Here is a 25,873-nt window from a genome sequence, read left to right on the forward strand (position 1 = left end):
ATTTATGTGCTGTGATTGATTGGCATAGCCGCAAGGTACTTGCGCATAGGGTATCGATTAGTATGGAGGTGGATTTTTGTATTTCGGCTTTAAATGAAGCGATTGAAAAATATGGATCACCTGAAATATTTAATACAGACCAGGGCAGTCAGTTCACCAGTGATGCATTTATTGATGTATTGAAATCAAATGGCATTCAAATCAGTATGGATGGTAAAGGTCGATGGATTGATAATGTGATGGTTGAACGGTTATGGAGAAGCGTTAAATATGAAGAGGTGTATCTCAAAGCTTATAGCAGTGTCACCGATGCGAAAAAGCAATTGAGTGCATATTTTGAATTTTATAATTTGAAACGACCTCATTCGAGTCTGGACAAAATGACTCCAGATGAGTTTTACTATGACCAGCTACCACAACAAAATAAGGTAGCTTAACTAGAGCAGAATATCACTTATAAATAAGCTTTTAGTTGTTCAAACAAGTGGGACCACCTCTCGGATAAGCATGTTCAGCCTTGTCGTATTTACGTGAAATAGGACGCAAAACATTGAGGGCAACTTCATGTGCTTGATCAATTAAAAGCTTAAATTTTTTTGGAGTTTGTAGATTCATCATTGTTCTTCTTTATGTTCTGATCAGGTATGCAAGCCAGAATGGAGAATGGCAGTGGCTCTCAAGTCTCTATACCAGCGTTCTACCGGATGTTCTTTGGTAAAGCCATGACCACCTAAAATCTGTACACCATCGGTGCCTATTTTCATGGATTTTTCTGCGCAGAGCAGACGCGCTATATAAGCCTCACGATGGAAAGCTTGACCGGATTCAGCCAGACTGGCGGCATTCAAGATCAACATTTGCATCGCATCAATTTCAATGGCCATATCGGCAATCATAAAGGCGACACTCTGACGATGGGAAATCGGTTCACCAAAAGCGATATGTTCATTGGCATATTGCACACAGTATTTTTTGACTGCTTCACAGGTGCCCACCGCCATCGCACACCACATCAAATTGCCCAAATCTACGAATGCACGATAATCAAAATCTTCATCACCCAGACGATATGCCGGAGTATTTTCAAATTTTAGCGTGACTGTTTCAGTGGCCTTTAAACCCATAGCCGGCGATTTTTTCGCAGTGATGGTACTGTCGCGTTGCACCACAAAGACCTCAGCTCTGCCATCCAGATCAGCACTGACCAGATAGAGATCGGCACTTTCTCCCAAGAGCACTAAGGTCTTTTGACCCCGAATCAGATAATGTCCCTGATGTGCAACAGCCTTGGTTCTAAGTTGCTCCGGGTTAAACGCTGCTGTTTCTTCCTGCACTGCAAAGGTGGCCTTTAACTCAGGATTCTCTGCGAAAGCGCCCAGATATTCTGACTGAATCTGCTCTGAGCCCCAGCGGGTAATGGCGTTAATGAAACTAAAAGTCGAAAGTAAGCCAGCCGTCAGACTGAAATCACCCTGAGCCAAATGTTGAGCGATTAAAATATTGCTGACAATATTCTGTTCCGATGCAACGCCCCCCAATGCTTCAGGCAGGGCATAGAAATTCAAGCCTAAATCAGTGCTGTATTGCCAGAGTTCATGGGGAAATAATTCATGCTGATCTGCATCATGCGCCAAGGGATACAGCACCTCTTGGGCAAATTGCTGCATGGCATCACAGGTCATTTGCTGTTCTTCAGTCAGGTTTAGATCAAATAAGGATTTAGACTGATGCGGCAGACGCTGTTTTTGAATCTTCTGGCCAGATTTCAGGATTTTCTGGGTTTGACTCAGGGTTTTGAATCCTACTTTTGAACTTTGATAAAGTGATTTTTCTACAAATTTCCGCAGCTTTAACTGGTCTAATACTTCGCTACCCGCGATTTTGGTCAGTATGGACAAGCCAAATCCTTGGGCTTTATTCACCATATTATTCATTCTGATTATCCTAAAGGTGTTGTCACGTTATTTTTTTTAATACTGACATGCACTCAGAGATAAAACCATGCCATCCCTGACACGAATGATTGACAATTTTTAGGTTTCGGGGATTGAAGAAATGGAGGAATAAATCAATGAAAAATAAAAGAAAGATAAAAATATAAAAAATCGAATATGTCTAAAAATTGACCCGAATGACAAAATCATCCGGGTCTTTTTAATGCAGATTTTATTTTAAGAGAGATGATGTCTAATCATGGCACGCACATTGGTTTTGGCATCAATCACGGTCATAAAGGTATAGGCACCAATAAATTTACGGCTAATAAACATAAATTCTTTGGGTGGAACACTGAAATAACGTGAAGCCATAGATCTCGATGCCTGTTGCATCACACGGCTATGCAGCTGGCTTTTTTTCCAGTCATAGCGATTATGTTCATCCATGATGCCAGCTGGCAATTCTTGATTATTTAGCGGTGAACTAAACGCTTCGGTGGCCAGTAAAAAGACTTTGGCCATATCCGGTTTGATGCTTTGCGGAATCGAATCAAAAAACTCATAACCAGTCATCGCCTTGACCATCATATCCGAGTCATGATGATAGCCTGCCTGGATCAGGTTACGCGCAACACTGAGCAGATGCTGGTCAAACTGGCGGATCGCGCCAAAGTCGAGCAGAATGATCTTGTCGTGCACATCTGCGCCATTGCCCAGACGAACCAGATAATTACCAAAGTTCGGATCGGTTTGCATCTCGCCCCATTCGAAGATTTCACGCACTGCAATTTCCAGAGACGCTTCACCTAACAGGTTGCGGCGTTCTTGGGGCAGGGATAACATTACCGGGCTATTGATCGGCACACCACGTTCAAAAGTCATGCATAGCACACGATCTGAGCAATATTCATTAATAATGGTTGGGACGATATAACGAGGATCATCTTTTAAACGCGCCGCAAAACGACGCGTGGTATCTGCTTCAATCTGATAATTTACTTCACGGTGCATCATCTCACGGACTTCATCGAACCACTGGTCGAATTCGCGGGTCTGCGGCACGATGCGAGTCAATTTCAGCATGTTTTTAAACAGGCTCATATCGGAATCAATCGCTTCTGCCACACCCGGATACTGAATTTTTAACACCAGTTCCATGCCATCAGATTTTCGGGTAGCGCGATGTACCTGTGCCAAAGAAGCTGTGCCCAAAGGTTCATGATCAATGGTGAGATCGTCGAGTTTTGAACCGAGTTGTTGCTGTAACTGGGTCTTGATGGCTGGCCATGCCAATGCTACCGTCTGATTGTTTAGGGTATTGAGAGCCTGAGTGACTTCTTCTGGCAGAAAATGCTCACCATATAGCGCCATCATCTGGCCAATTTTAACGATAGACCCTTTCAGCTTGCCAATTTCTGCGACCAGATAATCGGCCTGTTCTTTCATAGCTTTTTTACGTTTCTTTTCTTTTTCTTCTTCGCTTGAGAACATGGAGCTTGCACTAGAAGCCGCCCAACGCGTACCTGCCAGCAAGGATGCCTTTGCGATCGATAAGCGTCGATCCATAGAGGAGGTTTTCAGTTGTTTAAGCTTATCGTTCTGATCTGACATGTAAACTCGATCCTTTCATCATCAGCATGAAGCAGAATAAATCATTGTAAGGGATAGTAGCGTTTCTGCACGTATTAAAAAAGTTTAAGCCGCTGAATTCATAGTAAAAACTAGGCAAGCTTTCATTAATTCACCAACCTGTATCAGTTTAGACAGGGCATTATGCCATTTGAAATTGGATTTTTAATTCAGATCGTTGTTGTAACTGTTGTTTATTTATTTGAATATGTTGATGAATCAGGCGCTGCACACTGTCATGCATAAAGCCCAAAGCATAGCCTTTTACAATCACAATACTAGGCAAACCAAAAAACAGATATTTAGCATCATCTAGTGTTGCACTGCTAAAAACCCCATGCTGCATTAAGGTCGACTGCAAAAATACCTTTTCTTGCTGCACCTGACTGGAGGCTTGATCATTCCAGTAATTCTGGCGCATCGCCATAAGATTATTGTGCTTATAGCTCATAGATCTGGGCTCATTTGAAGATTGAATGCGGATTATATGTGGGTCATGGGCCAATTTTCAATTGTGCAACTGTTTTAATCTTTCATTCCGAGAAAGGCATAGGATTTTTGTCCGGACTGCGTTAATATCAGTGGATAATTTAAACAATATTGATTGTTAAACATTTATTGGGATTGTACCGGTTTCGGTCAAGGGGAAGTTATGCGTCTTGCATGGTTTTTAGTTGCAATTTTTGCGGGTACTTCGGTTCAGACACAAGCTGCTGTTGGGTATTCTAAGGAATATACACAGTGCATGAATTTTAGTTATGGTAATACACCCAAAGCTGAAAAATGCTTGGAAAAAGAGCTGAAAGTTCATAATAAACGTTTGAAGAAAAACTATAAAACTTATTTTAAATTGAATCCGAATCAGACTGCAGTTATCCGCAGTCAGCATGTATTGTGGGAACGTAAACTGTCCCAGCAATGTAACTTTAGAATGTCAGGAAAATATGCCAAGCAGCAACAGGGTCAATGTATGCTGGCTTTGATCATGGATCAGGCCAATCTTTATCAATCCCGCTCTTATGCGTCCGGGTTCCGATAAATCATCATAGTATTAGCATCGACATTTAACAGAAACATCCCTGAATAAAGTAAACATTTATCTGAATAATCGCTCACAAAAACAGGAGTTTTATAATTTTTGTGGGCGTAGAGAATTCGTGTTTTTCCTGCTTTTAGCATTATAAAAGCAGGCAAAACAAGGTATCATAAGGCGTTTAAAAAAATGACCTTGGAGACGCCTTAAGTGGATCGACCGACTATTAGCCCTGAACATATGCAGGAAGCCGCTGAAAATTTAACCACCATTCGTGATTTTATTCGTTTTGGTGTGACAGCATTACGTCAATACGATGCACATTTGGGCCAAGGCACAGAAGATTATTTTGCTGAAAGTTCAGCGCTAGTGCTGCAAACCCTGTCGCTAGAATGGAAAGCGGACGCTGAAATTTTAGATGCCAAATTATTACCAAGTGAAAAAGCCGAATTTTTAAGTCTGCTGGAACGCCGTATTAATGAAAAAGTACCAACTTCATATTTATTGAACCTGGCTTACTTCGACGGTAAACCTTATTACGTTGATGAGCGCGTGCTAATCCCTCGTTCACCGATTGCTGAACTGATTCAAAACCGTTTTGCCCCGTATTGCCTGGGTGAACATGGTCAAATGGGTGAGGCAGTCAATAACTTGCCGGAAAACCCGAATCCAAAGACGCCTCAACGTATTCTAGATATGTGTACCGGTTCAGGCTGTATCGCGATTGCCTTGGCTTATGCTTTCCCTGAAGCGGAAGTGGATGCGACTGATATTTCCAAAGAAGCCTTAGAAGTTGCGCAAATCAATACTGAGCATCATGACAAGCAATATCAGATCGCATTGCTTGAATCGGATTTGTTCGAAAAAATTCCAGCCGAAAATCAATACGATTTAATCGTATCTAATCCGCCGTATGTCGATGCGGAAGATATGGCGGATTTGCCTGAGGAATTCCATCATGAGCCTGAGCTTGCGCTTGCTGCAGGTCAGGACGGTCTGGATCTGGTGCGTAAAATGCTGGCTCAAGCTGCAGATTATCTGACTGAGAATGGCCTGATCGTGATCGAAGTGGGTAACTCAGAATGGGCGATGTGCCAAAACTTTAATTCGGTTGATTTCTACTGGTTACAATTCCAGAAAGGTGGTACGGGTATCTTTGCATTGACTGCAGAGCAATGCCGTACTTACCGCGATTTATTTATTCAGTCTATTCAAGCATAAGGAGTCGTTTGACATGGCAGGTAATAGTATAGGGCAACTGTTCCGTGTAACGACTTGTGGTGAATCTCACGGTGTTGGCCTGATGGCCATCATCGATGGGGTTCCACCCGGCATTGAGCTGACTGAAGCGGATTTGCAAAAAGATCTGGACCGCCGTAAGCCGGGTACATCGAAATTTGCAACCCAGCGTAAAGAACCAGATGAAGTAGAAATTATTTCCGGTGTGTTTGAGGGTAAAACCACCGGTACTTCAATTGGTTTGTTAATTCGTAATACGGATCAAAAATCGAAAGACTACGGCAATATTGCGCAGACATTCCGACCGGGTCATGCCGACTATACCTATACCCAAAAGTATGGTTTCCGTGATTACCGTGGTGGAGGCCGTTCAAGTGCGCGTGAAACGGCAATGCGTGTTGCTGCGGGTGCAATTGCCAAGAAATTCCTTTTCGAGAAATTTGGCATTGAGATTCGTGGTCATGTAACCCAGATTGGTACTGAAAAAGCAGAGAAACTGGACTGGAACGAAGTTCCAAACAATCCGTTTTTCTGTGGCGATGTGGATGCAGTACCGCGTTTTGAAGCGCTAGTGACGTCTTTGCGTGAGCAAGGTACCAGTTGTGGCGCTAAACTGGAGATCATTGCATCTAAAGTGCCAGTCGGTTGGGGCGAGCCAGTCTTTGATCGTCTGGATGCTGATATTGCGCATGCCATGATGTCGATTAATGCCGTTAAAGGTGTAGAAATCGGTGATGGTTTTGGCGTTGCTGAACAGTTTGGTCATGAAAGCCGTGATGAACTCACCACAGAAGGCTTCCTGGCCAATCATGCTGGCGGTATTCTAGGCGGTATTTCTAGCGGTCAGGACATTCGTGTTGCGATTGCGTTGAAGCCGACTGCATCTATCACCACGCCGGGTAAAACCATCAATATTGAGCGTGAAGATACTGATGTGTTGACCAAAGGCCGTCATGATCCTTGTGTGGGTGTGCGTGCAACCCCGATTGCTGAAGCGATGCTGGCGATAGTACTCATGGATCATTTCATGCGTCACCGTGCGCAAAATGCCGATGTAGTTGCGCCATTTGCACCGATTGAACCTAAATAATTTGCTTTAACTTTAAAGTGAAATTGTTTTAAAGTCAGACTCCGGTCTGACTTTTTTTATTTATAAAATGAATCACTATAAAAATATACGATTGGCAAGCAAAGCTGATGTTCAGCAACTTACTATGCTGATTAATACAGCTTATCGTACTCCGGGTGGATGGACGACTGAAGCAGGAATGATCCAGGGTGATCGTATTCAAGAAAAACAGTTATATGACTTGCTCAATTTAGAAAATTTTCAGCTCTTTGTGTTGGAAATTGATAATAAGCTTCTTGGTTGTATTGGCGTGAGCTTAGGACAGCAAGTAGCAGAGATTGGAAGCTTTGCTGTTGCACCTGCTGAGCAAAACTCGGGTTATGGCAAGCAATTATTGGACTTTGCCGAATCCCATATTTTCGAAATATTTAAAAAGAAAGTGATTCAGATGTCAGTATTAAATGTCCGTATTGAACTGCTGGCATATTATCAGCGCCGTGGCTATCAGCTGACTGAAAAGATTGAAGCATATCCACTGGGTCAAAATGTCGGAGAACGGTTGATTACGTTACATTTGCTGATTTTAGAAAAAATCAGCAAATCAATATGATTAGTTGATGGAAATTCAAGCTTTTTACTGCTTAAATTGAGTAGTGGGAAAGCTCCTGAACATGCTAAGTTTTCTGTTCAGTCTAAGTGACTTAAGATTAGGCAGAAAACAGACCAGGATGTCATATGCTGCATATTATTTTAACTTCTTTATTTCCTCTCATCGGACTGATCAGCTTTGGCTATTTACTTAAGCGCAGGCAATGGTTGAGTGATGATTTTTGGCGAGGCGCAGAAAAGTTAAATTATTATGCACTGTTTCCGGTGATGCTGTTTTTAAATCTGGCCACTGCCAAGATTCAAATGGATGTCATTCAGGATGTAGTGCTTGTCGTATTTAGTATAATGGCTGTGGTCAGTATTGCACTGTATATTTTGCGTCATATTTACCAGATATCTTATGCGCGTTTCGGCGTCTATGTTCAGGGCTTGCTGCGCTTTAATACCTATATTGGCCTTGCTGCTGTTAGTGCCTTATTTCATCAGCAAGGTATGACCATCTTCGCGGTGATCATGGTGCTGTGTATTCCTTTGGTGAATATCTTATCGGTGCTGGCATTTACCCGTAGTCATGATATGCAGCTGAAAAAAATCATCCTGGATTTGTCTAAAAATCCATTAATTCTAGGCTGTATTGTGGGTGGTTTATTTAATCTTTCTGGTTTGTCACTCTGGACTGGAGCAGAGCAGTTTCTTAAACAGATTGCACTGTGCAGTTTGCCGCTCGGTTTGATGTGTGTGGGAGCAGCCTTACAGTTTCAGGGTTTTCAGCGTGATGTGTTGCCACTCAGCCTGATAACCTTTGGCCGCCTGTTCGGAATGCCGCTGATTGCATTTTTAGTGTGTAAAATTTTCCAGATTGATGCATTAACTACTCAGGTTTTGGTCTTGTTCTTTGCACTTCCTACCGCTTCAGCTTCGTATGTTTTAACCCGGGTATATGGCGGCGATAGCGAGTTAATGGCCAGTATTATCAGTGTACAAACAGTGGTCGCAGCAGTAAGCTTAGTACTGATGCTTTCTTGGCTTATCTAAAATTCTAAAATGGATAAGGAAAACTCTACATTTTAAATTATTAAAATAGCCTAAGCAAAAAAAAGGTTAAATTTTATTTAAGCGCCAAAATTAAATAAGTTCTGGAATTTTATAAAGGGTAGAACTTACTCGTTTTACTTACGGCAGCAAAATCTAAAAATTTAATATCTAGGCAATATCCTCTATCACACATGTATACTGTTAATTAAAAAAAAGAATCATGGATAAATTCACGTGAATTAACATAAATAAAAACTGTGTTTCTCCTAAAAATGGTATATAAATTGCTCATGATAATAAAACATTATTGCAGGAGAGAAATGCTTCTGCATTCGCCGAAGGAGCAAGGTCCCAGGAAACTCTCAGGCAAAAGGACTGTGATAATGGATAAAGACTCTGGAGAGAAGTGTTGAATCACTCACCGAAGGGGAAGGTGGCCGCATTGATGTGCAATGTATCTACCGAAGCTCTCAGGTACACATGACAGATGGGAAAAGACATCAATACAATCAAGGAGGTGTCTATGCGTCATGTCGTGGTGATTGGAGCCGGGATTACTGGAGTAACCACAGCTTATGAGCTTGCGCTATCAGGCTATCAAGTGACCGTGGTTGATCGGCATCTATATCCGGCAATGGAAACATCCTTTGCCAATGGCGGCCAGCTTTCTGCCTGTAATGCCGAAGTATGGAACCAGAAAGCCACAGTACTCAAAGGCATCAAATGGATGTCACAAAAAACCGCACCACTTTTGCTCAATCCTTCTTTCAGTGTGCATAAATACAGCTGGCTCATGGAATTTCTGGGCAATATCAAACATTATGAAGCCAATACCCGAGAGACTGTACGGCTGGCTTTACTGGCAAGAGCACGCTTATTTGAAATTGCCGAAACAGAAAATATTGATTTCAATTTAGAAAAACGCGGCATTTTACATTTTTATCATAACAAAACGGATTATGATGTTGCGATCAAAGTCAATGATCTGTTGTGTAGCGGTGGTCTGGAGCGCAATGCAATTTCCAATGCAGAAATTAAGCAGATCGAACCTGCATTAACTGGCGATTATTATGCGGGATTTTACTGTCAGAGCGATGCCACCGGGGATATTCATAAATTTAGTACTGGTCTGGCCAAAGCCTGTATGCAAAAAGGTGTGAAATTCGAATTTGGTCAGGATGTTTTCGCTGTTGATCATCAGGCTCAGAATATTCGGGTTAAATGCAAACCCAGTACTGAAAATGTCCATTCCTCTCCAGATGATGTTCTAGAAATTAATGCAGATGCCATAGTGGTCTGTGCGGGGGTTGGCAGTTATCAACTGGCTGAGATTCTTGGTGAACGAGTCAATGTCTATCCAGTCAAAGGCTACTCGATTACCGTGCAACTGAATGATGAGCAGAGCCAGAACAACGCACCTTGGGTCAGTCTGCTAGATGAAAGTGCGAAAATTGTCTTGTCACGCCTAGGCAAGGATCGTTTGCGTGTTGCAGGAACAGCCGAGTTTAATGGCTATAACCGGGATATTCGTGCTGACCGAATTCAACCTTTAATTGACTGGACCAATCGTAATTTTGACCTGTGTACTGAGCATGTGGTGCCTTGGGCAGGCTTACGCCCCATGATGCCAAATATGATGCCTGTGGTACGCCGTGGCAAACATGAGCGGGTCTTTTACAATACCGGACATGGTCATCTGGGCTGGACTTTATCAGCTGCAACGGCTGCGATGATTAGTCAGGAAATTGCGCAATACTATCCAGCTTAAATTGATAGCCCGCTTGCGGGCTATTTTTTACATCAAAGATATCATTTTATATAACAATAAATTTTAATATTTTTAAATTAAATCAATCATATAGTCGATAAATACCGGTAAAGCGTTCACAGCCTTTCTGCTGGCTACTGACCGCTAAAATGGCTTTACTATAGTTAAACTCATAGCGGCAGTCATTTTCGTTATCGGTGATCTGGTTTTTTGTCTCAGGCGTGGTATAGGCTAAAAAAGGAATGATCTGTTTCTCGGTCCGGTTATTCGGATTACGATAGGCTAGGCCTTCAATCTTGATCCGGTCTTTGGTCAGTTGATGAATCTTGAGATGTACAGGCTGCTTGGCGATTTGTCCCTGTTCAAACTTAATATAATGCTGGGTCAGACTTTGATTCAGTGAAATATAGACATTTAAATCATCTAAACGCCATTCAAACTGCTGTTTAAAACAGTCTAGCGTTTTGCATTGCTGTAAACGGGTCGCCCATAATTGTTGGCTATCTTGCAATAAGCGCACAGGCGCATCGGTAATCAGAAAAGCAGTAAAGTATTGGTCTGCGAGTTTTGCACGAGATTCAGCCAGCGATGCTGAGCAGACTTTATTCATGGCAGCCGTTTTTTTGCTGTCATCGCTACAATCCATTGTGATCGCTGAGCTACCCGTAGAAATCATCCCCAGACCGAGCATCAGGCCAATTATTTTCAACATATTTATATCAGTTTTCAGTAGCATGATCGCTTATACTTTCACTGTGTTACGCTTGGTCTAACTATAGCGAAATAGAAAGCAAGTGTACAAGATTTCAATGGGCTATTTCTAAAGGATGTATAAGGTGATCGCACAAATTCGTATTGGCCAGGGGCTGGATGTGCATGCATTTGAAGAAGGTGATTTTGTCACTCTGGCAGGCATTCAAATTCCGCATACTCACGGTCTGAAAGCACATTCGGATGGTGATGTAGTGCTGCATGCACTCTGTGATGCTTTGTTGGGTGCTTTGGCGCTGGGAGATATTGGCCAGCATTTCCCCGATACAGATCCTGAGTTTAAAGGTGCGGATAGCCGGGTACTACTCAAGCATGTTTATCAGCTAATTCTGGATCGTGGTTATCACCTGAATAATGCCGATATTACCGTGGCCTGTGAACGTCCAAAACTGGCTAAACACAATCTGGCGATGCGTCAAAGTATTGCAGATGTCTTGGATGTTGATGTGACTCAAATCAGTATCAAAGCCACCACCACTGAACAGTTAGGTTTTACCGGTCGTCAGGAAGGAATTATGTCCATGGCAACCGTGCTATTGAGCCACAGCAAATAAAATCAGGCAAAATAATTCGGATTAATCAAGGAAAGTTCCAGTTCCTGAGTTGCTTTACGGCCTTGTAGCTGTAGAGCAACCGCATGCATTAAACCGGTCCAGGTTTCATTCGGTTCCCAGATCTGATGCAAGTGTTCTTGTGCTGTAGGCAGATCCATATCCATATAGTATTGACGATATAAATACATCAGACAGCTGACATGGTAGTTTTGCGAACAATGTACCCAGACCATTTGCTCTTTTACCAGATGATCGATCAGGTCCAGTACCAGCAGGCATTGATTGTCTGAAGGGGTTTCCCAGGAAATCGGAACCTGAATATAGTTCAGTCCCAGCTCAAGGCAAATTTTATCTTCATGCGGCAGATACTGTTCGCTATCGGTCAGCGCCACATTGATGACAGTAGATACACCGTATTCTTTCATCAGCTGTAATTGGGTAGTGGTCGGTTGACCGGAGCTAAACAGATGTTCGTGTATGAACTGAAAATTCTCAATCTGGCTTAATGCCGTTTCAATATCATTCATCAGATAAATTTTCCTTGTTCTAGAAATGCAAACGCCATCTTGGCGATGGCGTTGGTCAGATCATTTAACGATTAGGTAAAATGTCTTTCAATGCCTCATGCATGTCGAGTAAAACTTTTTCAGTCGTTTCCCAGTCGATACAGCCATCCGTAACGGATTGACCGTATTCCATATCATTCAGGTTCGCCGGAATGTCCTGACGACCACCCTTAAGATGACTTTCTACCATAATACCAACAATTGACTTGTTTCCATCAAGAATTTGTTCGGAAATGTTTTTAAGTACAAGTGGTTGCAGGTACGGGTCTTTGTTAGAGTTGGCGTGGCTGGCATCAATCATGATCTTGGTGCTGACTTTGGCCTTGGCTAGAGCAGCTTCTGCATCGGCAACCGAGCCTGCATCGTAGTTCGGTTTGCCATTACCGCCACGCAGTACCACGTGAGCATAAGGATTGCCTGAAGTGCGAATCACAGCCACCTGACCCTGATCATTCAGACCGAGGAAGCTGTGACCATGTTTCACAGATTGCATCGCATTGGTCGCGACCGTTAAACCGCCGTCAGTACCATTTTTAAAGCCGACTGGTGAAGAAAGGCCAGAAGACATTTCACGATGGGTCTGGCTTTCTGTGGTACGTGCACCAATTGCTGACCATGAAATCAGGTCTTGGTAATACTGTGGCGAGTTTGGATCAAGTGCTTCAGTGGCACATGGCAAGCCCATTTCATTCAGTTCAAGTAATAGCTTGCGACCGATACGCAGACCTTTTTCAATATTGAATGAATCATTCATGTCTGGGTCATTGATCAGGCCTTTCCAGCCTACGGTAGTCCGTGGTTTTTCAAAATAAACCCGCATCACGATGTATAAGCTGTCTTTAACTTTTTCGCTCAGTACTTTTAAGCGTTCAGCATATTCATGCGCCGCCGCCGGATCATGGATAGAACAAGGGCCAATTACAACGAACAGGCGTTTGTCTTCACCATCCAGAATTTTACGAATCGTTTCACGACCATGCAGTACGGTTTGATAAGCAGTTTCAGTCAACGGTAACTCTGCTTTAAGCTCAGCAGGGGTTACAAGAGGAATCATGCTGTGGATATTCACGTCATCAATATCTGATGCTGAAATAGGATTTGACTGTTGTGTATTCATTGCCGTCACTGGTTCGATCATACAAAAGGTTGTTTAATAGCCCGAATATAACATGAATGATGCGTCACTTTGTTATAAAAAAGATGAATACTTCTTTGAAAAAAAAGTGATGAATCGGATAGTTAACTTAAACGGACGGGGAATTTTGATTCACAATTATCATTGCTGTTTCAGCAGGTTGAGCCGGTTTTGATTTCACAGGATTAATCATGAAATTTACACCGAGGGCAAATAGGGTAATACCTAAAATTTTGCGGATCAGTTTTTCCGGCATACGTGAGCTGAGTAAAGTGCCGACAATAATCGCCGGAATAGACCCCACCAATAACCACATGAGCAGCATGAAATCGACATTGCCTGAAGACATATGACCCAGCCCTGCAACCAGTGTCAGTAATACCGCGTGCACCACGTCAGAGCCAATAATACGAATCATCGGCAGATTCGGGAACATCACTACAAGTGCCATGATGCCAAATGCGCCGGCACCCACTGAAGAGAGCGTGACAAATATGCCCAAGATAATGCCCATGATGATAATGGCTACGCGCTTTTCCTTGGCTTGCAGCTTTACTTTTTCCAGATCTTGGGTCATATCCGGTAGTTCTTGTTTTCTGTATTTATTAAAAAGATTTTCGATCTGGCTACGAAACAGAATGGATAAGCCGGTAATGGTTAGCATAAAGCCCAATACCATGGTCAGGACGGCCTTGTAATGCGTTGATTGGCTCAGATAGTTATCAAGAACCCAATGTGTTGCAAAAGATGCGGGAATACTGCCAACGGCCAGCCAGATCACAATCGGCCAGACAATATTCATTTTCTTGGCATGCACAAACGAGCCACAGAATTTAGAAATCGCGGCATAGAGCAGGTCAGTACCAATCGCGATATGCGGTTCAATCCGGAATAAACTGATAAGAATTGGCGTCATTAATGAACCACCACCCACACCGGTGACACCTACACAAAAACCTACCAGAACGCCTGCTAAAATAAATTCAATCGGACCAAACATGCATATATGCCAAAATCAAAAAACGAGCATATCTTATGACTTTTGGATATAAGTCGTTGTCTTGATTATTGATTTACTTATGCATAAAAAAGATAAAGCTAGGTGAAGAATATTAGCTGATCTTTCATGTTTATTCACTGGAGTATGTATAAAGTGCGAATATGATGATTGATTTTAACTGCCCGATTTAACCCATTTTTGTCTAATTTAATGTAGCTGTAAATGTCGATTTAATTCTTGTTATGCAAGCTCGATCATTGACTAAGTCATTCTAAACGGTGAGTTTCTTAAAATGAGAAGATGCTTAAGCTTCTTCCGGAATAGCCACAGGATTATGTTAGAATCCAGATTCAATAAATTTCCATGCGGATCTGAGAGGAAACCCACTTGCTAAATCGAAAACTTAAAATTGGAATCGTGGTCGGTGAAGTTTCTGGAGATACGCTTGGCGCAAAATTGATTCGCCGTTTTCGTGAGCAAGGCATTGATGCTGAATTTGAAGGTATCGGTGGTCCACAAATGATCGCGGAAGGTTTTAAAAGTTATTATCCGATGGATATTCTGTCGGTGATGGGCATTGTCGAAGTTTTAAAAGATATTAAAAAACTGTTTGCTGTGCGGGATGGTCTGGTGGAAACCTGGACTAAAGATCCGGTCGATATTTTTATCGGGATTGATGCGCCTGATTTTAACCTGCGTTTGTCAAAAACCATTAAACAAAAACAGTTACCGATTAAAACCGTGCAATACGTCAGTCCTTCGGTCTGGGCATGGCGTCAAGGCCGTATACATGGCATTAAAGCCAGTATTGATCTGGTGCTGTGCCTGTTTCCATTTGAAAAAGTGTTCTTTAAAAAATGGGATGTTCCTGCAGCTTTTGTCGGACATCCGCTCGCTAGCCAATTGCCGCTTGAAAATCCAATTCTGGAGGCTCAGACAGAATTAGGCCTAGACCCAGATCAGAAATATATTGCATTATTACCGGGAAGCCGCCGTGGCGAGATTGAGCGTTTGGGACCTTTGGTTCTGGATGCAGCTAATACTCTGCATCAAAAATATCCGGATTATACCTTTCTGATTCCTGCGATTAATGATGCACGCAAGCAGCAAATCGAAAGTTTACTGGCCACTTATCCTGAGAGCTTAAAAACCCAAATTCGCTTGATGGAAAATACCAGCGCTGAATCCAAAATTGGCCGTCAGGTCATGAATGCATCCAATATTATTGCACTGGCGTCTGGAACTGCAACGCTTGAAGCGATGTTGCTGCACCGTCCGATGGTGACTTTTTATAAATTGCACTGGCTGACCTATCGAATTGCCAAATTACTGGTAAAAATCCCATATTTTTCATTACCAAATATAATTGCTGGCAAAAAAGTGATTCAAGAACTCATCCAATCCGCTGCTACACCTGAAAATCTGGCAGCTGAAATTGAAAAACTGATGGATATTGAAGCAGCGCAGATTCAGGTTATGCAGCATATCACCATGCACAAGCAGCTACTTTCTGGCAATAGCGAAGATCCGGTCACAGCAGTATTGGCATTAGTCCAGTAATTTTAGTCTGGTAATAAAGACTGGTTCTTCTGACAATTCAGCCGGTATTGGGTCGGCGTCTGTTCAAACTGTTTTTTAAAACTTTGACTAAACGCCGTCTCGGATGAATAACCAACCAGATAAGCGATCTGCTGGATACCAAATCCACTATTTCTCAAATATTGCGCTGCCAGACGCAGGCGGTGCTGTTGCAGATAGGCAAGGGGCGGTTCACCGACAATCTGGGTAAATAACTGGGCGAATTTGGAACGTGACATATGACATTGTTCGGCCAGACTTTCTACAGTCCAGAATTGTTCAGGTTTGCCATGAATCACTGCCAGTGCATTGGATAGTTCCGGATGCGAGAGCGCATTTAGCCAGCTCGAGGCATTTTCCAGGTTTAAAATATAATCACGTACGCATTCAATCAGTAAAATACTGACCAGATGATCCAGAATCTTGTCACGTCCGGGACGAAGCTGCTGGGTTTCCAGTGCCAGAAACTGCAAGCCAACCTGTAACCATTCTGGCGCCGTATCACCCAGAATATGTTGAATATGCAGGTATTTAGGTAATGCACTCAAAAGAGGTTTGGCCATCTGGATATCCAAGCTAGAACGAATAGCCAGTATGAAACTATGCTCCGCCGAATTTTCCCGATTGAGATCAACACATTGCTGTGCATTGCTCTGAAAATAAGGATTAATCGCATGGTGCTCAGAAAAATCGGCATTGTCTGGGCAGGAAACATGATGGGAGGAACCTGCGGGTAATAGCACCAGATCACCTTGTTGCAGCTCCAGTCGATCACCATTCATGAACTTTAATTGCGCCTGTCCTTGTAACAGGATATAGGCCAGCATAAAGGGTTCATGTTGATAGTCAAAGCCGCCCGGATGAAATACATTCAGATAAAGATATTCCGATTTTTCCAGATGAATATCATCAAAAATTTTACTTAAAGCATCCATGCCTAACTCTATTCTTCTGTTTTATTTCATTTAATTGACTATAAATTTTTTAACTTTGTGATTTTAGGCCAGAATTTGGCAGCATGTGCCAAAGACGCTGACATAGCTTTTCTGGACGTTGAATACTGTTCGCTACTGCTGAAATAATCAACTATAAGTGCAGAGTAACATAAAAAAGGAAGGTCGCAATGAATGCCCCTGCACAAATCCAGAAAGCGCAGTTTACGCAGGAAGCGTCGGCACTAAAAGGTGTCAAGCTGGATAAAAAACGTTTTGGCTGGTTGCTCAGCCCAGGTCTGCCTGTGATCGGAATGGGAATTCTGGCCGGTTATCATTTTGGTCCCAAAGCCACTCAAAAAATCTTTGCCATGGGCGGACTATTATTACTGCATGTCATCATTCCGACTCTGGATGCCCTGATTGGCGATGATGCCAATAACCCAAATGATGAGCAGATCAAGGCACTGGTTAACGATCCTTATTATGACCGCATTGTAAAAGCATTTATTCCCTTGCAAATGGCAGCCAATGCCTTTGCCGGTTATGTCGTAAGCCGGCCAAATGTGTCTTTGCTGGATCAGGTACTGCTTGGAGTTTCTATGGGTGCGATTAATGGTGTGGGGGTGAATACCGCACATGAACTCAGCCATCGTCCCCAGAAAAAAGACCATTACTGGTCTCATGCCAGCCTGATGCCTTTGGGCTATAACCATTTCCGGATCGAACATCCTTATGGACACCATAAACGGGTGGCGACACCAGAAGATCCGGCATCTTCAAAAATGGGTGAATCTTTTTACCGTTTCTGGCCACGTACCGTAATAGGCGGATTAAAATCTGCAATCCAGATTGAAAAAAGACGGCTCGAGCGTAAGGGACTGAAATTCTTTAATCAGGAAAATGAGCTGTTTCATGGTTGGGCCATGAGTGCCGGCTATCATGCCTTGATGCTAAAGGCGTATGGCAAGAAAATTATTCCTTATACACTGACACAGGCATTTTATGGCGTTAGCCTGTTTGAGATTGTGAATTATATCGAGCACTACGGACTGAAACGTGGACAGAAAGCGGATGGCAGTTATGAGCGAACCTTGCCGGAACATAGCTGGAATAACAACAATATCGTAACTAATCTGTTTTTGTATCAGTTACAACGGCATTCTGATCATCATGCTTTTCCAAGCCGTCCATTTCAGGCGTTGCGGCATTTTGATGAAGCGCCAGAATTACCCAGCGGTTATGCAACCATGCTGATTCCAGCCTTGATTCCACCTTTATGGTACAAAATCATGGATCAGCGGGTATATCAGCATTATCAGGGCGATCTGACGAAAGCTAACATTTTGCCTTCCAAACGTGCCAAACTTTTTAAAAAGTTTGATGTGCAAGAATCCGCAGCTTGATGATTCAAAAAATAAAATGCGCCTAATACAGATAATGCTGATCAGTTAAGGAGTTTAGAAATAAACTCCTTAATTTTTAGCGGAGCCTTATTGTTTTAAATCAAAATTTTGCAGCTCATTTGTTACTTTGGTTTCGCCCAAAGTAACCAAAGGCATTTTTCATCCGCAAAACTCGTCAGCCCCTATCAACTAACAAATTTATCGCAGAAACAATCATTTTTTAATGTAGTCCGGCCTCAAACAGTTGCGGATGACTTTTCTACATATCAAATACAGCCATGAATCTAAAAAAGAAAATGCCAGTCAATTTTGTAAGTGACTGGCATTACCTAATACAGGCGCATTTTTTGATAAATTCTGTCTAGAACCAGTCGCTTTGCATATTCAGGCAAGTATCATCCATATTCATCAATAATTTGGCCTGATGCTCAATTTCAGGGAGTTCCCAGCGAATAAAATATTGAGCTGCTTGAATTTTCCCTGCCAGAAAAGTCTGATCTTCTGCCTGCGAAGATGTGCCAAACTTGAGTTGAGCCTGATTCGCCATTTCTAGCCAGAGCCAAGATAGAATAGTTTTGCCCATCATATCCAGATACAATCCTGAATTGGCCAAAGCGTCACTGACTTTTCCTTGATGTAAGGCCTGGCCTAAAACCTGAGTAGTTTTTTGTACAGTCGCCAGATGCTGTTTGTAGATCTCTGCGAGTTCCACTATCTTAGGTTCATGAGTCTCTGACAAGGTCTTCTGGATGCGCTGCATGAGCAGATTTAGCCCTTTGCCATTATGCTGCCAGAGTTTACGTCCCAGCAGATCCAGAGATTGAATACCGTAAGTGCCTTCATGAATCGGATTGAGTCGGTTATCACGATAACATTGCTCCACCGGATATTCACGGGTATAACCCGCGCCGCCCAAGACCTGAATGGCCAGATCATTGGCTTTCGGACCATAGGCAGAAGGGAAAGATTTGACCACCGGGGTAATGAGATCAAGCAGAATTGCACTATCTTCATCTTGAGCTGCCTGAAGTTCATCAATTAATCGGGCTGCAAATAAGCAAAGTGCCAGCGAACCTTCTACATATGACTTTTGCGCCAGTAGCATGCGTTTGACATCGGTATGTTCAATGATATTCACTGGTTTCGAGTCAGGTGTTTTTTCATGAACTGGCCGGCCTTGCGGACGGTTTTTAGCATAATCCAGAGATTCCAGATAGCCACGATAACCAATCATGGCTGCGCCCAGACCGACACCCACACGTGCTTCATTCATCATCTTGAACATATATTTTAAGCCATGACCGGGTTCACCAATTAAATAGCCTAAGCAATTATCATTTTCTCCAAAGCTTAAAACTGTAGATGTAGTACCTCGATAGCCCATTTTGTGCAGTAAGCCAGCCAGCTGTACATCATTAGCTTCACCGAGTGAACCATCCTCGTTGGTTTTGAATTTTGGTACGATAAACAGGGAAATTCCTTTCACGCCTTGCGGCGCATCCTGAATCCGCGCCAAGACCAGATGCACAATATTTTCGGTAATGTCCTGATCGCCACCCGAAATAAACATTTTCTGGCCTTTAATTTTATAAATTCCATTTCCCTGAGGAATGGCTTTAGTGGTCAGATCGCCCAAAGAGGAACCTACATTCGGCTCTGTCATGGCCATGGTGCCAGCAAAGCGGCCACTCAACATATGCGGTAGGAATATTTGCTTTTGTTTTGGGGAGGCAAAAGCCTGTATCAGGTTCGCCGCAGCGGCCGTTAGAAAAGAATAAGCCACGGTGGACGGATTGGCCGACATAAAATACGCATTGCAGGCCATATTCACCAAAGTGGGCAGTTGCATGCCACCATCTGCATAATCATGCTGGGCGCAAAGCAGGCCGGCATCGGCAAACTGTTGCCAGGCTGTCTTCACTTCATCAATGGTTTTGACCTGTTTGCCATCAAAGTTCGGTTCTTGTTGATCAGCTTTGGCATTATGCGGTGCAAAATAATCAGTCGCGATACCTTTTGCCGTTTCCAGAATACTGTCGAAAGTATTTTTGTCATGATCCTGATAGCGTTGCAGTTTAGTCAGCGCTTCAAGTTTGAATACGTCATAAAGCTGGAAATGCAGATCTTTATCATTAATCAGTTGGGTCACGGTACTATCCTGAATGTGCAATCCTTGAGATAGCATCAAGACTAGCAGTTGCTTTTATTGAGGAGGATTGTCAATAATGACATGAATCGGGTGAAAAGTGACAATTAGTAAAGTATGCAACAGGTGGTGATTTTAGGCTTTCATGGGGCTCTGGCTTCGGCCATTACGGGTGTGGTCGATTTATTTACAATGGCTGGCGTAAGCTGGAACCGGATCCAGCAGCAGGACGTACAGCGCCTGTTTAAGGTGAGTATCGCCAGTCCGGAGGGACATCCGATTCGGTGTATCAATGGGCTGCAGTTGCAGGCACATTTTTCTTATCAAGAGATTCAAACTGCAGATATTCTGGTGGTACCGACCATCGCTGCACCGATTCAGGATGTATTGCAACAGAATCCAGAACTGATTCATTTTTTAAAATCTGCACATGCAGAGGCGACTTTAATTGCAGGAAACTGTACGGGGAATTTTTTTCTGGCAGAAGCAGGCATTTTAGATGACCGGATTGCAACAACACATTGGGGTTTTCAGGAAGTGTTTCGTTCACGCTATCCTAAGGTGAAACTGAATGCCGATCTGATGATTAGCCGGGATCAGAATATCTATTGTGCAGGTGGAGGCCTGGCCTGGTTTGACCTAGGTTTGCATCTGATTGAGCGCTTGTATGGCTTTGAGGTGGCCATGCAATCGGCTAAATCTTTCGTAATTGATTACCGCCGTGATAGCCAGTTGTCTTATTCATTGCTGAATATTGGCCAGCCGCACCATGATGAACTGGTACAAAAAATCCAGAACTGGCTAGAGCAGCATTTTCATGAAGATTTTAGTTTGAACCAGCTGGCAGAGCAGTTTAATGTGACTGGCCGAACCCTGATTCGACGCTTTAAACAAGCCTTAGACATACCGCCCAATCAATATCTACAAGCGATCCGGATTGAAGCCGCACGTAAACGACTGGAAGAAACCGATCAAGCTGTGGATGTGATTATGCAAAATGTCGGCTATCAGGATCCAAGTTCATTCCGCCGTTTATTTCATAAAAAAACCGGTCTGACGCCGTTGGAATATCGGCGCCGGTTTAGTCGGCGCTTTTAAAAGCTTTTAATGAGAAGGCTGTACTTTTCCTGCTTTACGGCCATGCAGAAGGTAATACCAGGCCAGACAGCTTAGGGTGAGCAGCGCCGAGAACAGATAAAGCTGACGATAACCAATCTGATCCAGCAGCATACCCAGGAAATACGGGCCAAAACCAAGACCGGCATCCAGGGCAATAAAGAAGGTTGAGGTAGCAAGCCCCATACGCTGCAATGTCGTACTTTTCACCGCAATGGTTTGACACACTGACTGGATATTACCAAAACCAAAACCAAGCAAGGCAGCACTGGCAAGTAACATCACAGAGTTTTGCGCCTGACTGAGGAGCAATATCCCCAGTGCCATAATCACAATGGCAGGATAGATAATGATATTTTCGCCTTTACGGTCCATGAGCGGGCCGGTAAAAGGACGCGAAAGCAAAATGGCAAAAGCATACATCAGGAAGAAAAAAGATGCTGCTTCGACCAGATTAATTTCTTTGGCATAAAAGTGAATAAACGACAATATGCCTGAATAAGAAGTAGCCACCAGCAGTACAATCAGTGCAATCGGTAGCGCATTCGGTTCAATATACTGAGCCAGTTTGCTGGTGCTTTGCGAAGTAGAGGCTGCTGACGAATGACTTGCCTTAAGGCGTGGTGGCTGGATAAACAGTCCACAGATCAGGCAGCTGAGCGCAACGATACTGGTAAAGATGAAAATTACCTGATAATTGAAATTTGTCATCAGCCAGATTCCGACAAAGGGACCAATCGCTGTGCCTAGGGTGCTGCTCATGCTGAAATAGCCAATTCCTTCACCACGCCGTGTGGCAGGAATGGTCTGTGCAATCACTGTACCCAGTACAGTAGAAGCCATACCCATCATAAAGCCGTGTATCAGACGGATGCCTAGTAAAACTTCCAGCTTGGCCGGAATCATATACAGTCCGGAAAAGAGTAGGAAACCAGTCAGGCCAATGACAAGCGTATTTTTTAGGCCCAGACGATTCAGTAATTTTCCGATCAATAAGCGTCCGAATAGGGTGCCGACAATAAACAGACCTGATACCAGACCGGCTTGTGCAGTCGAAGCCCCTAGCTCAGCCACTGAGTAGCCGACAATCACAATCACCAGTAAGTAGAACACCAGAACCAGCTGGAAATTCACCAGACTGATCAGGATAAAATTGGGCGTCCATAAAGGCGTTTCTTGTTCTTGGCTCATTGAGGTCTGTCCTGAGATGAGGGATATAACTGCTGAATGAGTTGCATCAAGGTATTTTTACTGCCTTCAAGATCATCTGATTCAATGTGCTCAAGCAACTGATCTTCAAATGCATCGATCTGTTTGGAACACATCGCAAAGGTCTCAATTCCTTGCTCACTCAACTTGAACAGCTTTTGACGTTTGTCTTCAGTTTCGAGTTGGGCAATCAGATCGAGTTCAACCAGTTGCTGAATCCGCTTAGTAATACCGGGCTTGGATACATTGAGATAACTGGAAATATCTGCCAGCGTGCATTGTTGCTTTGACTGGATGACGTATAACACCTGCCATAAGGAATAATTTAATTGAGATGACAACAAGATCGTATTGATCTCATCGCTCATCAGTCGTGCGCAGCGTAATAACAGCGTACGAAGTCGGGGAGATTCGGAAAACATATGGTTAGTTAACCTGGGTAACTAAATTTAGGCCTAATTTACGCCTGTTTTATCTAAAGCTCAAGAGGAGAGTTTTAAAAATTATTCAGAGTAATATTTTCTTTATCAGCAAGAGTTACATAGTTTAACCTGATTAAAAAATAATCAACAAAAGACTACATACTTTTTATAACAGCCACGCCTAAGCTAGCCATGTCACTAGAAAAATTCATGACTTAAAAATTGAAGGGCAAAGATGCCAAATAACAATGCATAGGTGAAGCTTATGACTCTGGGTTTAACTGCATTAGAGTTAGCACGAATACAGTTCGCCTTTACTGTATCTTTTCATATCATTTTTCCGGCAATTTCTATTGGCTTGGCCAGCTTTCTGGCCATTCTGGAATGGCGCTGGCTCAAAACCCAAAATCCGATTTTTCAGGATCTATTCAAATTCTGGGTGAAAATTTTCGCTGTGGCATTCGGGATGGGTGTCGTCTCTGGTGTGGTCATGAGCTACCAGTTTGGAACCAACTGGAGTGAGTTTTCCCGGGTGGCAGGCAGCGTGACTGGACCTTTATTGGCCTATGAAGTACTCACCGCTTTCTTTCTGGAAGCGGGCTTTCTGGGCATCATGTTATTTGGCTGGGGGCGAGTGGGACCAAAGGCGCACTTTTTCTCGACCTTGATGGTTGCGATAGGCACCTGTATTTCCATGTTCTGGATTTTATCGTCTAATAGCTGGATGCAGACCCCACAAGGCTTTGCGATTGAAAATGGCCTGATTGTGCCGCAAGACTGGCTTGCTATCGTGTTTAACCCATCTTTCCCTTATCGTCTGGCCCATATGGCCATGGCTGCCTTTCTGGTTTCCGCCTTACTGGTCGCTGCTACAGCCGCATGGCATCTGATCAAAGGCCGTCGTGATGCACTGGTCAAGACCTCATTTTCCATGGCGATGTGGCTGCTTCTAGTACTAGCACCTTTACAGGTCATCGTCGGTGATATGCACGGTATTAATACCCTTGAGCATCAGCCAGCAAAACTTGCAGCCATGGAAGGGCATTGGGAAACCAATCATAATGAAGGGATGCCCTTATATCTCTTTGGTATTCCAGATATGGAGGCCGAAGAAACCAAATATGCAATCGGAATTCCCAACTTGGGTAGCCTGATTTTAACCCACACGATGGATGGCAAGGTTACGGGGCTTAAAGACTTTGCGCCTGAAGACCGGCCGAATTCACTGGTGGTGTTCTGGAGCTTCCGGATTATGGTTGGACTAGGCGTATTGATGTTGTTACTGGCATTATGGGGAGCGTGGGCACGTACCCGAGGTCGCTTTTATGAGTCCCGTGCATTGCACCGATTTGCCTTGATTATGGGACCTTCCGGATTTATTGCCATGCTGGCGGGATGGTTTACCACAGAAGTCGGCCGTCAGCCTTGGGTAGTCTACGGCATCATGCGGACCAAAGATGCATTGTCACCAGTTTCCGCTGAACAGGTGGGGCTAACCCTGATTATTTTTGTAGTCGTCTACTGTGTGGTATTTGGTATCGGGATTTACTACATGTTGCGTCTGATGCACAAAGGCCCGGATTTTATTCATACTCGACCAGATCATGAATCAGACAGCGATGTAGTGCAGGCCTCGCGTCGACCATTAAGTAGTATTCGCGAACGTATTGAAGAAGTTCCTGAACAACCGGATCAGGAGGATAAAAAATGATTGATTTATCATTAATCTGGATTGTGATTATTGGTTTAGGTGTATTGATTTATACCATTCTCGATGGTTTCGATCTGGGCATCGGCATCTTGTTTCCTTTTTTCCCGCATCAAGATGAACGTGATGTCATGATGAATACCGTGGCTCCGGTCTGGGATGGCAATGAAACCTGGATGGTTTTGGGCGGTGCAGGGTTATTTGCAGCTTTTCCACTCGCTTACTCGACCGTACTCTCGGCGCTGTATATGCCAATTATTCTGATGGTGATTGCCTTGATTTTCCGCGGCGTGGCTTTTGAGTTCCGCTTCAAGGCAAACCGCAGTAAGCATTGGTGGGATAAAGCCTTTATCGGTGGTTCTGCGATTACCAGTTTCCTGCAAGGCATGATTTTAGGGGCCTATATTCAGGGCATTGAAACTCGAAATGGTGTCTATGTCGGTAGTGGTCTGGACTGGCTCACTCCATTCAGTATTTTCACCGGAATCAGTGTGGTGGTGCTCTATGCGGCATTAGGCTGTGGCTGGCTGATCTATAAAACCGGAGATGATTTGCAGGATCGAATGTTTAAACTGATGCCTAAGCTGATTATTGCCTTACTGATCATATTGGGTGCGGTCAGTATTTATACGCCGTTGACTCATCCTCAAATTGCTGAACGCTGGTTTAGTCAGCCACAATTTACCTATTTTATGCCAGTTCCAGTTCTGGTTCTGCTATTTACCTGGCTGGCTTTGCGTGCCTGTAAAAGACGCAGTGAATTAGGCCCATTTACCTATATGCTTGTTCTGGTTTTCCTTGCCTATACCGGATTCTTGATAAGTCTATGGCCATATATTATTCCGCCAAGCGTGACTATCTGGCAGGCAGCAGCGCATGAAAATAGCCAGCTATTTGCCTTGATTGGCGCCTTGATCCTGATTCCAATTATTGTGATTTATACCGGTATGTCCTATTGGGTATTCCGGCATAAGGTCAGGGTCGGCGATGATGGCTATCATTAAGGAGTGG

The 25,873-nt window shown here is 43.4% G+C and carries 25 protein-coding genes and 1 riboswitch; of the genes, 13 read left to right on the forward strand and 12 right to left on the reverse strand.

Annotated elements, in window-relative coordinates; translation table 11 throughout:
• Positions 1-437: transposase (locus tag AC1P5O_RS01320; RefSeq protein WP_499005507.1), on the forward strand; the 437-nt coding region annotated here is incomplete at its 5' end.
• A 31-nt stretch (positions 438-468) separates the two neighbouring features.
• Here AC1P5O_RS01320 and AC1P5O_RS01325 read toward each other — a convergent pair.
• The 4 genes from AC1P5O_RS01325 to AC1P5O_RS01340 form a co-directional block, all read right to left on the reverse strand.
• Positions 469-618: a hypothetical protein gene (locus AC1P5O_RS01325; RefSeq protein ID WP_499005509.1), complete on the reverse strand. Its 150-nt coding sequence runs from the start codon at positions 616-618 to the stop codon at positions 469-471.
• A 20-nt stretch (positions 619-638) separates the two neighbouring features.
• A complete protein-coding gene (locus AC1P5O_RS01330) occupies positions 639-1,934 on the reverse strand; it encodes an acyl-CoA dehydrogenase family protein (RefSeq protein ID WP_499005510.1) in 1,296 nt (431 codons plus the stop codon).
• Positions 1,935-2,171: 237 nt separating this feature from the next.
• A complete protein-coding gene (locus tag AC1P5O_RS01335; RefSeq protein ID WP_004280475.1) occupies positions 2,172-3,548 on the reverse strand; it encodes an ABC1 kinase family protein in 1,377 nt (458 codons plus the stop codon).
• 160 nt (positions 3,549-3,708) lie between these two features.
• A complete protein-coding gene (locus AC1P5O_RS01340; protein ID WP_499005512.1) occupies positions 3,709-4,017 on the reverse strand; it encodes a hypothetical protein in 309 nt (102 codons plus the stop codon).
• A gap of 201 nt (positions 4,018-4,218) precedes the next feature.
• Between AC1P5O_RS01340 and AC1P5O_RS01345 the strand changes: the two genes are divergently transcribed.
• The 6 genes from AC1P5O_RS01345 to AC1P5O_RS01370 all read left to right on the forward strand — a co-directional run bounded on the left by AC1P5O_RS01345 (position 4,219) and on the right by AC1P5O_RS01370 (position 10,319).
• Positions 4,219-4,605, forward strand: coding sequence for a hypothetical protein (locus AC1P5O_RS01345; RefSeq protein ID WP_039902247.1), 387 nt, complete (start codon positions 4,219-4,221; stop codon positions 4,603-4,605).
• Positions 4,606-4,809: 204 nt separating this feature from the next.
• A complete protein-coding gene (prmB, locus tag AC1P5O_RS01350) occupies positions 4,810-5,820 on the forward strand; it encodes a 50S ribosomal protein L3 N(5)-glutamine methyltransferase (protein ID WP_004280472.1) in 1,011 nt (336 codons plus the stop codon).
• A gap of 13 nt (positions 5,821-5,833) precedes the next feature.
• Complete coding sequence (gene aroC, locus AC1P5O_RS01355) at positions 5,834-6,928, forward strand: chorismate synthase (protein WP_004280471.1); 1,095 nt, start codon at positions 5,834-5,836, stop codon at positions 6,926-6,928.
• 124 nt (positions 6,929-7,052) lie between these two features.
• Positions 7,053-7,517: a GNAT family N-acetyltransferase gene (locus AC1P5O_RS01360; protein WP_227554939.1), complete on the forward strand. Its 465-nt coding sequence runs from the start codon at positions 7,053-7,055 to the stop codon at positions 7,515-7,517.
• Between the two features lie 125 nt (positions 7,518-7,642).
• Entirely contained in the window at positions 7,643-8,551 is a 909-nt protein-coding gene (locus AC1P5O_RS01365) for an AEC family transporter (RefSeq protein WP_039902245.1), read from the forward strand.
• 300 nt (positions 8,552-8,851) lie between these two features.
• Positions 8,852-8,939, forward strand: a riboswitch (glycine riboswitch).
• Between the two features lie 135 nt (positions 8,940-9,074).
• Entirely contained in the window at positions 9,075-10,319 is a 1,245-nt protein-coding gene (locus AC1P5O_RS01370; RefSeq protein WP_004280468.1) for a D-amino acid dehydrogenase, read from the forward strand.
• Positions 10,320-10,401: 82 nt separating this feature from the next.
• Here the strand turns inward: AC1P5O_RS01370 and AC1P5O_RS01375 are convergent, their stop codons facing one another.
• Positions 10,402-11,055, reverse strand: coding sequence for an A1S_1983 family putative colistin resistance protein (locus AC1P5O_RS01375; protein WP_039902244.1), 654 nt, complete (start codon positions 11,053-11,055; stop codon positions 10,402-10,404).
• Positions 11,056-11,158: 103 nt separating this feature from the next.
• Here AC1P5O_RS01375 and ispF point away from each other — a divergent pair, with 103 nt between their 5' ends.
• Positions 11,159-11,644 (forward strand): 2-C-methyl-D-erythritol 2,4-cyclodiphosphate synthase, encoded by a 486-nt coding sequence (gene ispF / locus AC1P5O_RS01380; protein ID WP_318270435.1) that lies wholly within the window; start codon positions 11,159-11,161, stop codon positions 11,642-11,644.
• A 2-nt stretch (positions 11,645-11,646) separates the two neighbouring features.
• Here ispF and AC1P5O_RS01385 read toward each other — a convergent pair whose 3' ends face one another.
• The 3 genes from AC1P5O_RS01385 to AC1P5O_RS01395 all read right to left on the reverse strand — a co-directional run bounded on the left by AC1P5O_RS01385 (position 11,647) and on the right by AC1P5O_RS01395 (position 14,345).
• Complete coding sequence (locus tag AC1P5O_RS01385; RefSeq protein ID WP_004280464.1) at positions 11,647-12,171, reverse strand: protein tyrosine phosphatase family protein; 525 nt, start codon at positions 12,169-12,171, stop codon at positions 11,647-11,649.
• A 64-nt stretch (positions 12,172-12,235) separates the two neighbouring features.
• Entirely contained in the window at positions 12,236-13,327 is a 1,092-nt protein-coding gene (locus AC1P5O_RS01390; RefSeq protein WP_174766804.1) for a 3-deoxy-7-phosphoheptulonate synthase, read from the reverse strand.
• Between the two features lie 127 nt (positions 13,328-13,454).
• Entirely contained in the window at positions 13,455-14,345 is an 891-nt protein-coding gene (locus AC1P5O_RS01395) for a sulfite exporter TauE/SafE family protein (protein ID WP_004647097.1), read from the reverse strand.
• A gap of 387 nt (positions 14,346-14,732) precedes the next feature.
• Here AC1P5O_RS01395 and lpxB point away from each other — a divergent pair, with 387 nt between their 5' ends.
• Positions 14,733-15,905, forward strand: a complete 1,173-nt coding sequence (gene lpxB / locus AC1P5O_RS01400; RefSeq protein ID WP_005266269.1) for a lipid-A-disaccharide synthase — start codon at positions 14,733-14,735, stop codon at positions 15,903-15,905.
• A gap of 2 nt (positions 15,906-15,907) precedes the next feature.
• On the opposite strand, the gene AC1P5O_RS01405 is transcribed toward lpxB, so the two are convergent.
• Entirely contained in the window at positions 15,908-16,858 is a 951-nt protein-coding gene (locus AC1P5O_RS01405) for an AraC family transcriptional regulator (RefSeq protein WP_005266270.1), read from the reverse strand.
• Between the two features lie 188 nt (positions 16,859-17,046).
• Here AC1P5O_RS01405 and AC1P5O_RS01410 point away from each other — a divergent pair, with 188 nt between their 5' ends.
• Complete coding sequence (locus tag AC1P5O_RS01410; RefSeq protein ID WP_005266271.1) at positions 17,047-18,261, forward strand: alkane 1-monooxygenase; 1,215 nt, start codon at positions 17,047-17,049, stop codon at positions 18,259-18,261.
• A gap of 361 nt (positions 18,262-18,622) precedes the next feature.
• Here the strand turns inward: AC1P5O_RS01410 and AC1P5O_RS01415 are convergent, their stop codons facing one another.
• Positions 18,623-20,410 carry an acyl-CoA dehydrogenase gene (locus AC1P5O_RS01415; RefSeq protein ID WP_017397767.1) on the reverse strand — a complete coding sequence of 596 codons (1,788 nt, stop codon included), beginning with the start codon at positions 20,408-20,410 and terminating at the stop codon, positions 18,623-18,625.
• A gap of 114 nt (positions 20,411-20,524) precedes the next feature.
• Here AC1P5O_RS01415 and AC1P5O_RS01420 point away from each other — a divergent pair, with 114 nt between their 5' ends.
• Positions 20,525-21,505 (forward strand): GlxA family transcriptional regulator, encoded by a 981-nt coding sequence (locus AC1P5O_RS01420; RefSeq protein WP_005246142.1) that lies wholly within the window; start codon positions 20,525-20,527, stop codon positions 21,503-21,505.
• Positions 21,506-21,511: 6 nt separating this feature from the next.
• Here AC1P5O_RS01420 and AC1P5O_RS01425 read toward each other — a convergent pair whose 3' ends face one another.
• Together AC1P5O_RS01425 and AC1P5O_RS01430 are read right to left on the reverse strand one after the other, a co-directional pair.
• Positions 21,512-22,714, reverse strand: coding sequence for an MFS transporter (locus AC1P5O_RS01425; RefSeq protein ID WP_005266274.1), 1,203 nt, complete (start codon positions 22,712-22,714; stop codon positions 21,512-21,514).
• Entirely contained in the window at positions 22,711-23,154 is a 444-nt protein-coding gene (locus tag AC1P5O_RS01430) for a MarR family winged helix-turn-helix transcriptional regulator (protein WP_004647091.1), read from the reverse strand. The genes AC1P5O_RS01425 and AC1P5O_RS01430 overlap by 4 nt, the downstream gene beginning before the upstream one ends.
• Before the next feature lie 265 nt (positions 23,155-23,419).
• Between AC1P5O_RS01430 and AC1P5O_RS01435 the strand changes: the two genes are divergently transcribed.
• Both AC1P5O_RS01435 and cydB read left to right on the forward strand, forming a co-directional pair.
• Positions 23,420-24,865, forward strand: a complete 1,446-nt coding sequence (locus tag AC1P5O_RS01435; protein ID WP_305158282.1) for a cytochrome ubiquinol oxidase subunit I — start codon at positions 23,420-23,422, stop codon at positions 24,863-24,865.
• The gene (gene cydB, locus AC1P5O_RS01440; RefSeq protein WP_005266276.1) at positions 24,862-25,866 is read left to right on the forward strand and encodes a cytochrome d ubiquinol oxidase subunit II; all 1,005 of its coding nucleotides are present in this window, start codon (positions 24,862-24,864) and stop codon (positions 25,864-25,866) included. Before AC1P5O_RS01435 ends, cydB begins: the two co-directional genes overlap by 4 nt.
• Positions 25,867-25,873: the final 7 nt, after the last annotated feature.

The organism is Prolinoborus fasciculus (assembly GCF_056724605.1).

Excerpts from the sequence above, each read along its gene's own strand:
- AC1P5O_RS01340 (WP_499005512.1), bottom strand. The coding sequence starts at position 4,017 with ATGAGCTATAAGCACAATAATCTTATGGCGATGCGCCAGAATTACTGG.
- AC1P5O_RS01325 (WP_499005509.1), bottom strand. The coding sequence starts at position 618 with ATGATGAATCTACAAACTCCAAAAAAATTTAAGCTTTTAATTGATCAA.
- AC1P5O_RS01435 (WP_305158282.1), top strand. The coding sequence starts at position 23,420 with ATGACTCTGGGTTTAACTGCATTAGAGTTAGCACGAATACAGTTCGCC.
- AC1P5O_RS01330 (WP_499005510.1), bottom strand. The coding sequence starts at position 1,934 with ATGAATAATATGGTGAATAAAGCCCAAGGATTTGGCTTGTCCATACTG.
- AC1P5O_RS01390 (WP_174766804.1), bottom strand. The coding sequence starts at position 13,327 with ATGAATACACAACAGTCAAATCCTATTTCAGCATCAGATATTGATGAC.
- AC1P5O_RS01335 (WP_004280475.1), bottom strand. The coding sequence starts at position 3,548 with ATGTCAGATCAGAACGATAAGCTTAAACAACTGAAAACCTCCTCTATG.
- AC1P5O_RS01370 (WP_004280468.1), top strand. The coding sequence starts at position 9,075 with ATGCGTCATGTCGTGGTGATTGGAGCCGGGATTACTGGAGTAACCACA.
- AC1P5O_RS01430 (WP_004647091.1), bottom strand. The coding sequence starts at position 23,154 with ATGTTTTCCGAATCTCCCCGACTTCGTACGCTGTTATTACGCTGCGCA.
- AC1P5O_RS01385 (WP_004280464.1), bottom strand. The coding sequence starts at position 12,171 with ATGAATGATATTGAAACGGCATTAAGCCAGATTGAGAATTTTCAGTTC.
- aroC (WP_004280471.1), top strand. The coding sequence starts at position 5,834 with ATGGCAGGTAATAGTATAGGGCAACTGTTCCGTGTAACGACTTGTGGT.
- AC1P5O_RS01420 (WP_005246142.1), top strand. The coding sequence starts at position 20,525 with ATGCAACAGGTGGTGATTTTAGGCTTTCATGGGGCTCTGGCTTCGGCC.
- AC1P5O_RS01345 (WP_039902247.1), top strand. The coding sequence starts at position 4,219 with ATGCGTCTTGCATGGTTTTTAGTTGCAATTTTTGCGGGTACTTCGGTT.
- AC1P5O_RS01395 (WP_004647097.1), bottom strand. The coding sequence starts at position 14,345 with ATGTTTGGTCCGATTGAATTTATTTTAGCAGGCGTTCTGGTAGGTTTT.
- cydB (WP_005266276.1), top strand. The coding sequence starts at position 24,862 with ATGATTGATTTATCATTAATCTGGATTGTGATTATTGGTTTAGGTGTA.
- AC1P5O_RS01360 (WP_227554939.1), top strand. The coding sequence starts at position 7,053 with ATGCTGATTAATACAGCTTATCGTACTCCGGGTGGATGGACGACTGAA.
- AC1P5O_RS01375 (WP_039902244.1), bottom strand. The coding sequence starts at position 11,055 with ATGCTACTGAAAACTGATATAAATATGTTGAAAATAATTGGCCTGATG.
- AC1P5O_RS01365 (WP_039902245.1), top strand. The coding sequence starts at position 7,643 with ATGCTGCATATTATTTTAACTTCTTTATTTCCTCTCATCGGACTGATC.
- AC1P5O_RS01405 (WP_005266270.1), bottom strand. The coding sequence starts at position 16,858 with ATGGATGCTTTAAGTAAAATTTTTGATGATATTCATCTGGAAAAATCG.
- AC1P5O_RS01410 (WP_005266271.1), top strand. The coding sequence starts at position 17,047 with ATGAATGCCCCTGCACAAATCCAGAAAGCGCAGTTTACGCAGGAAGCG.
- AC1P5O_RS01425 (WP_005266274.1), bottom strand. The coding sequence starts at position 22,714 with ATGAGCCAAGAACAAGAAACGCCTTTATGGACGCCCAATTTTATCCTG.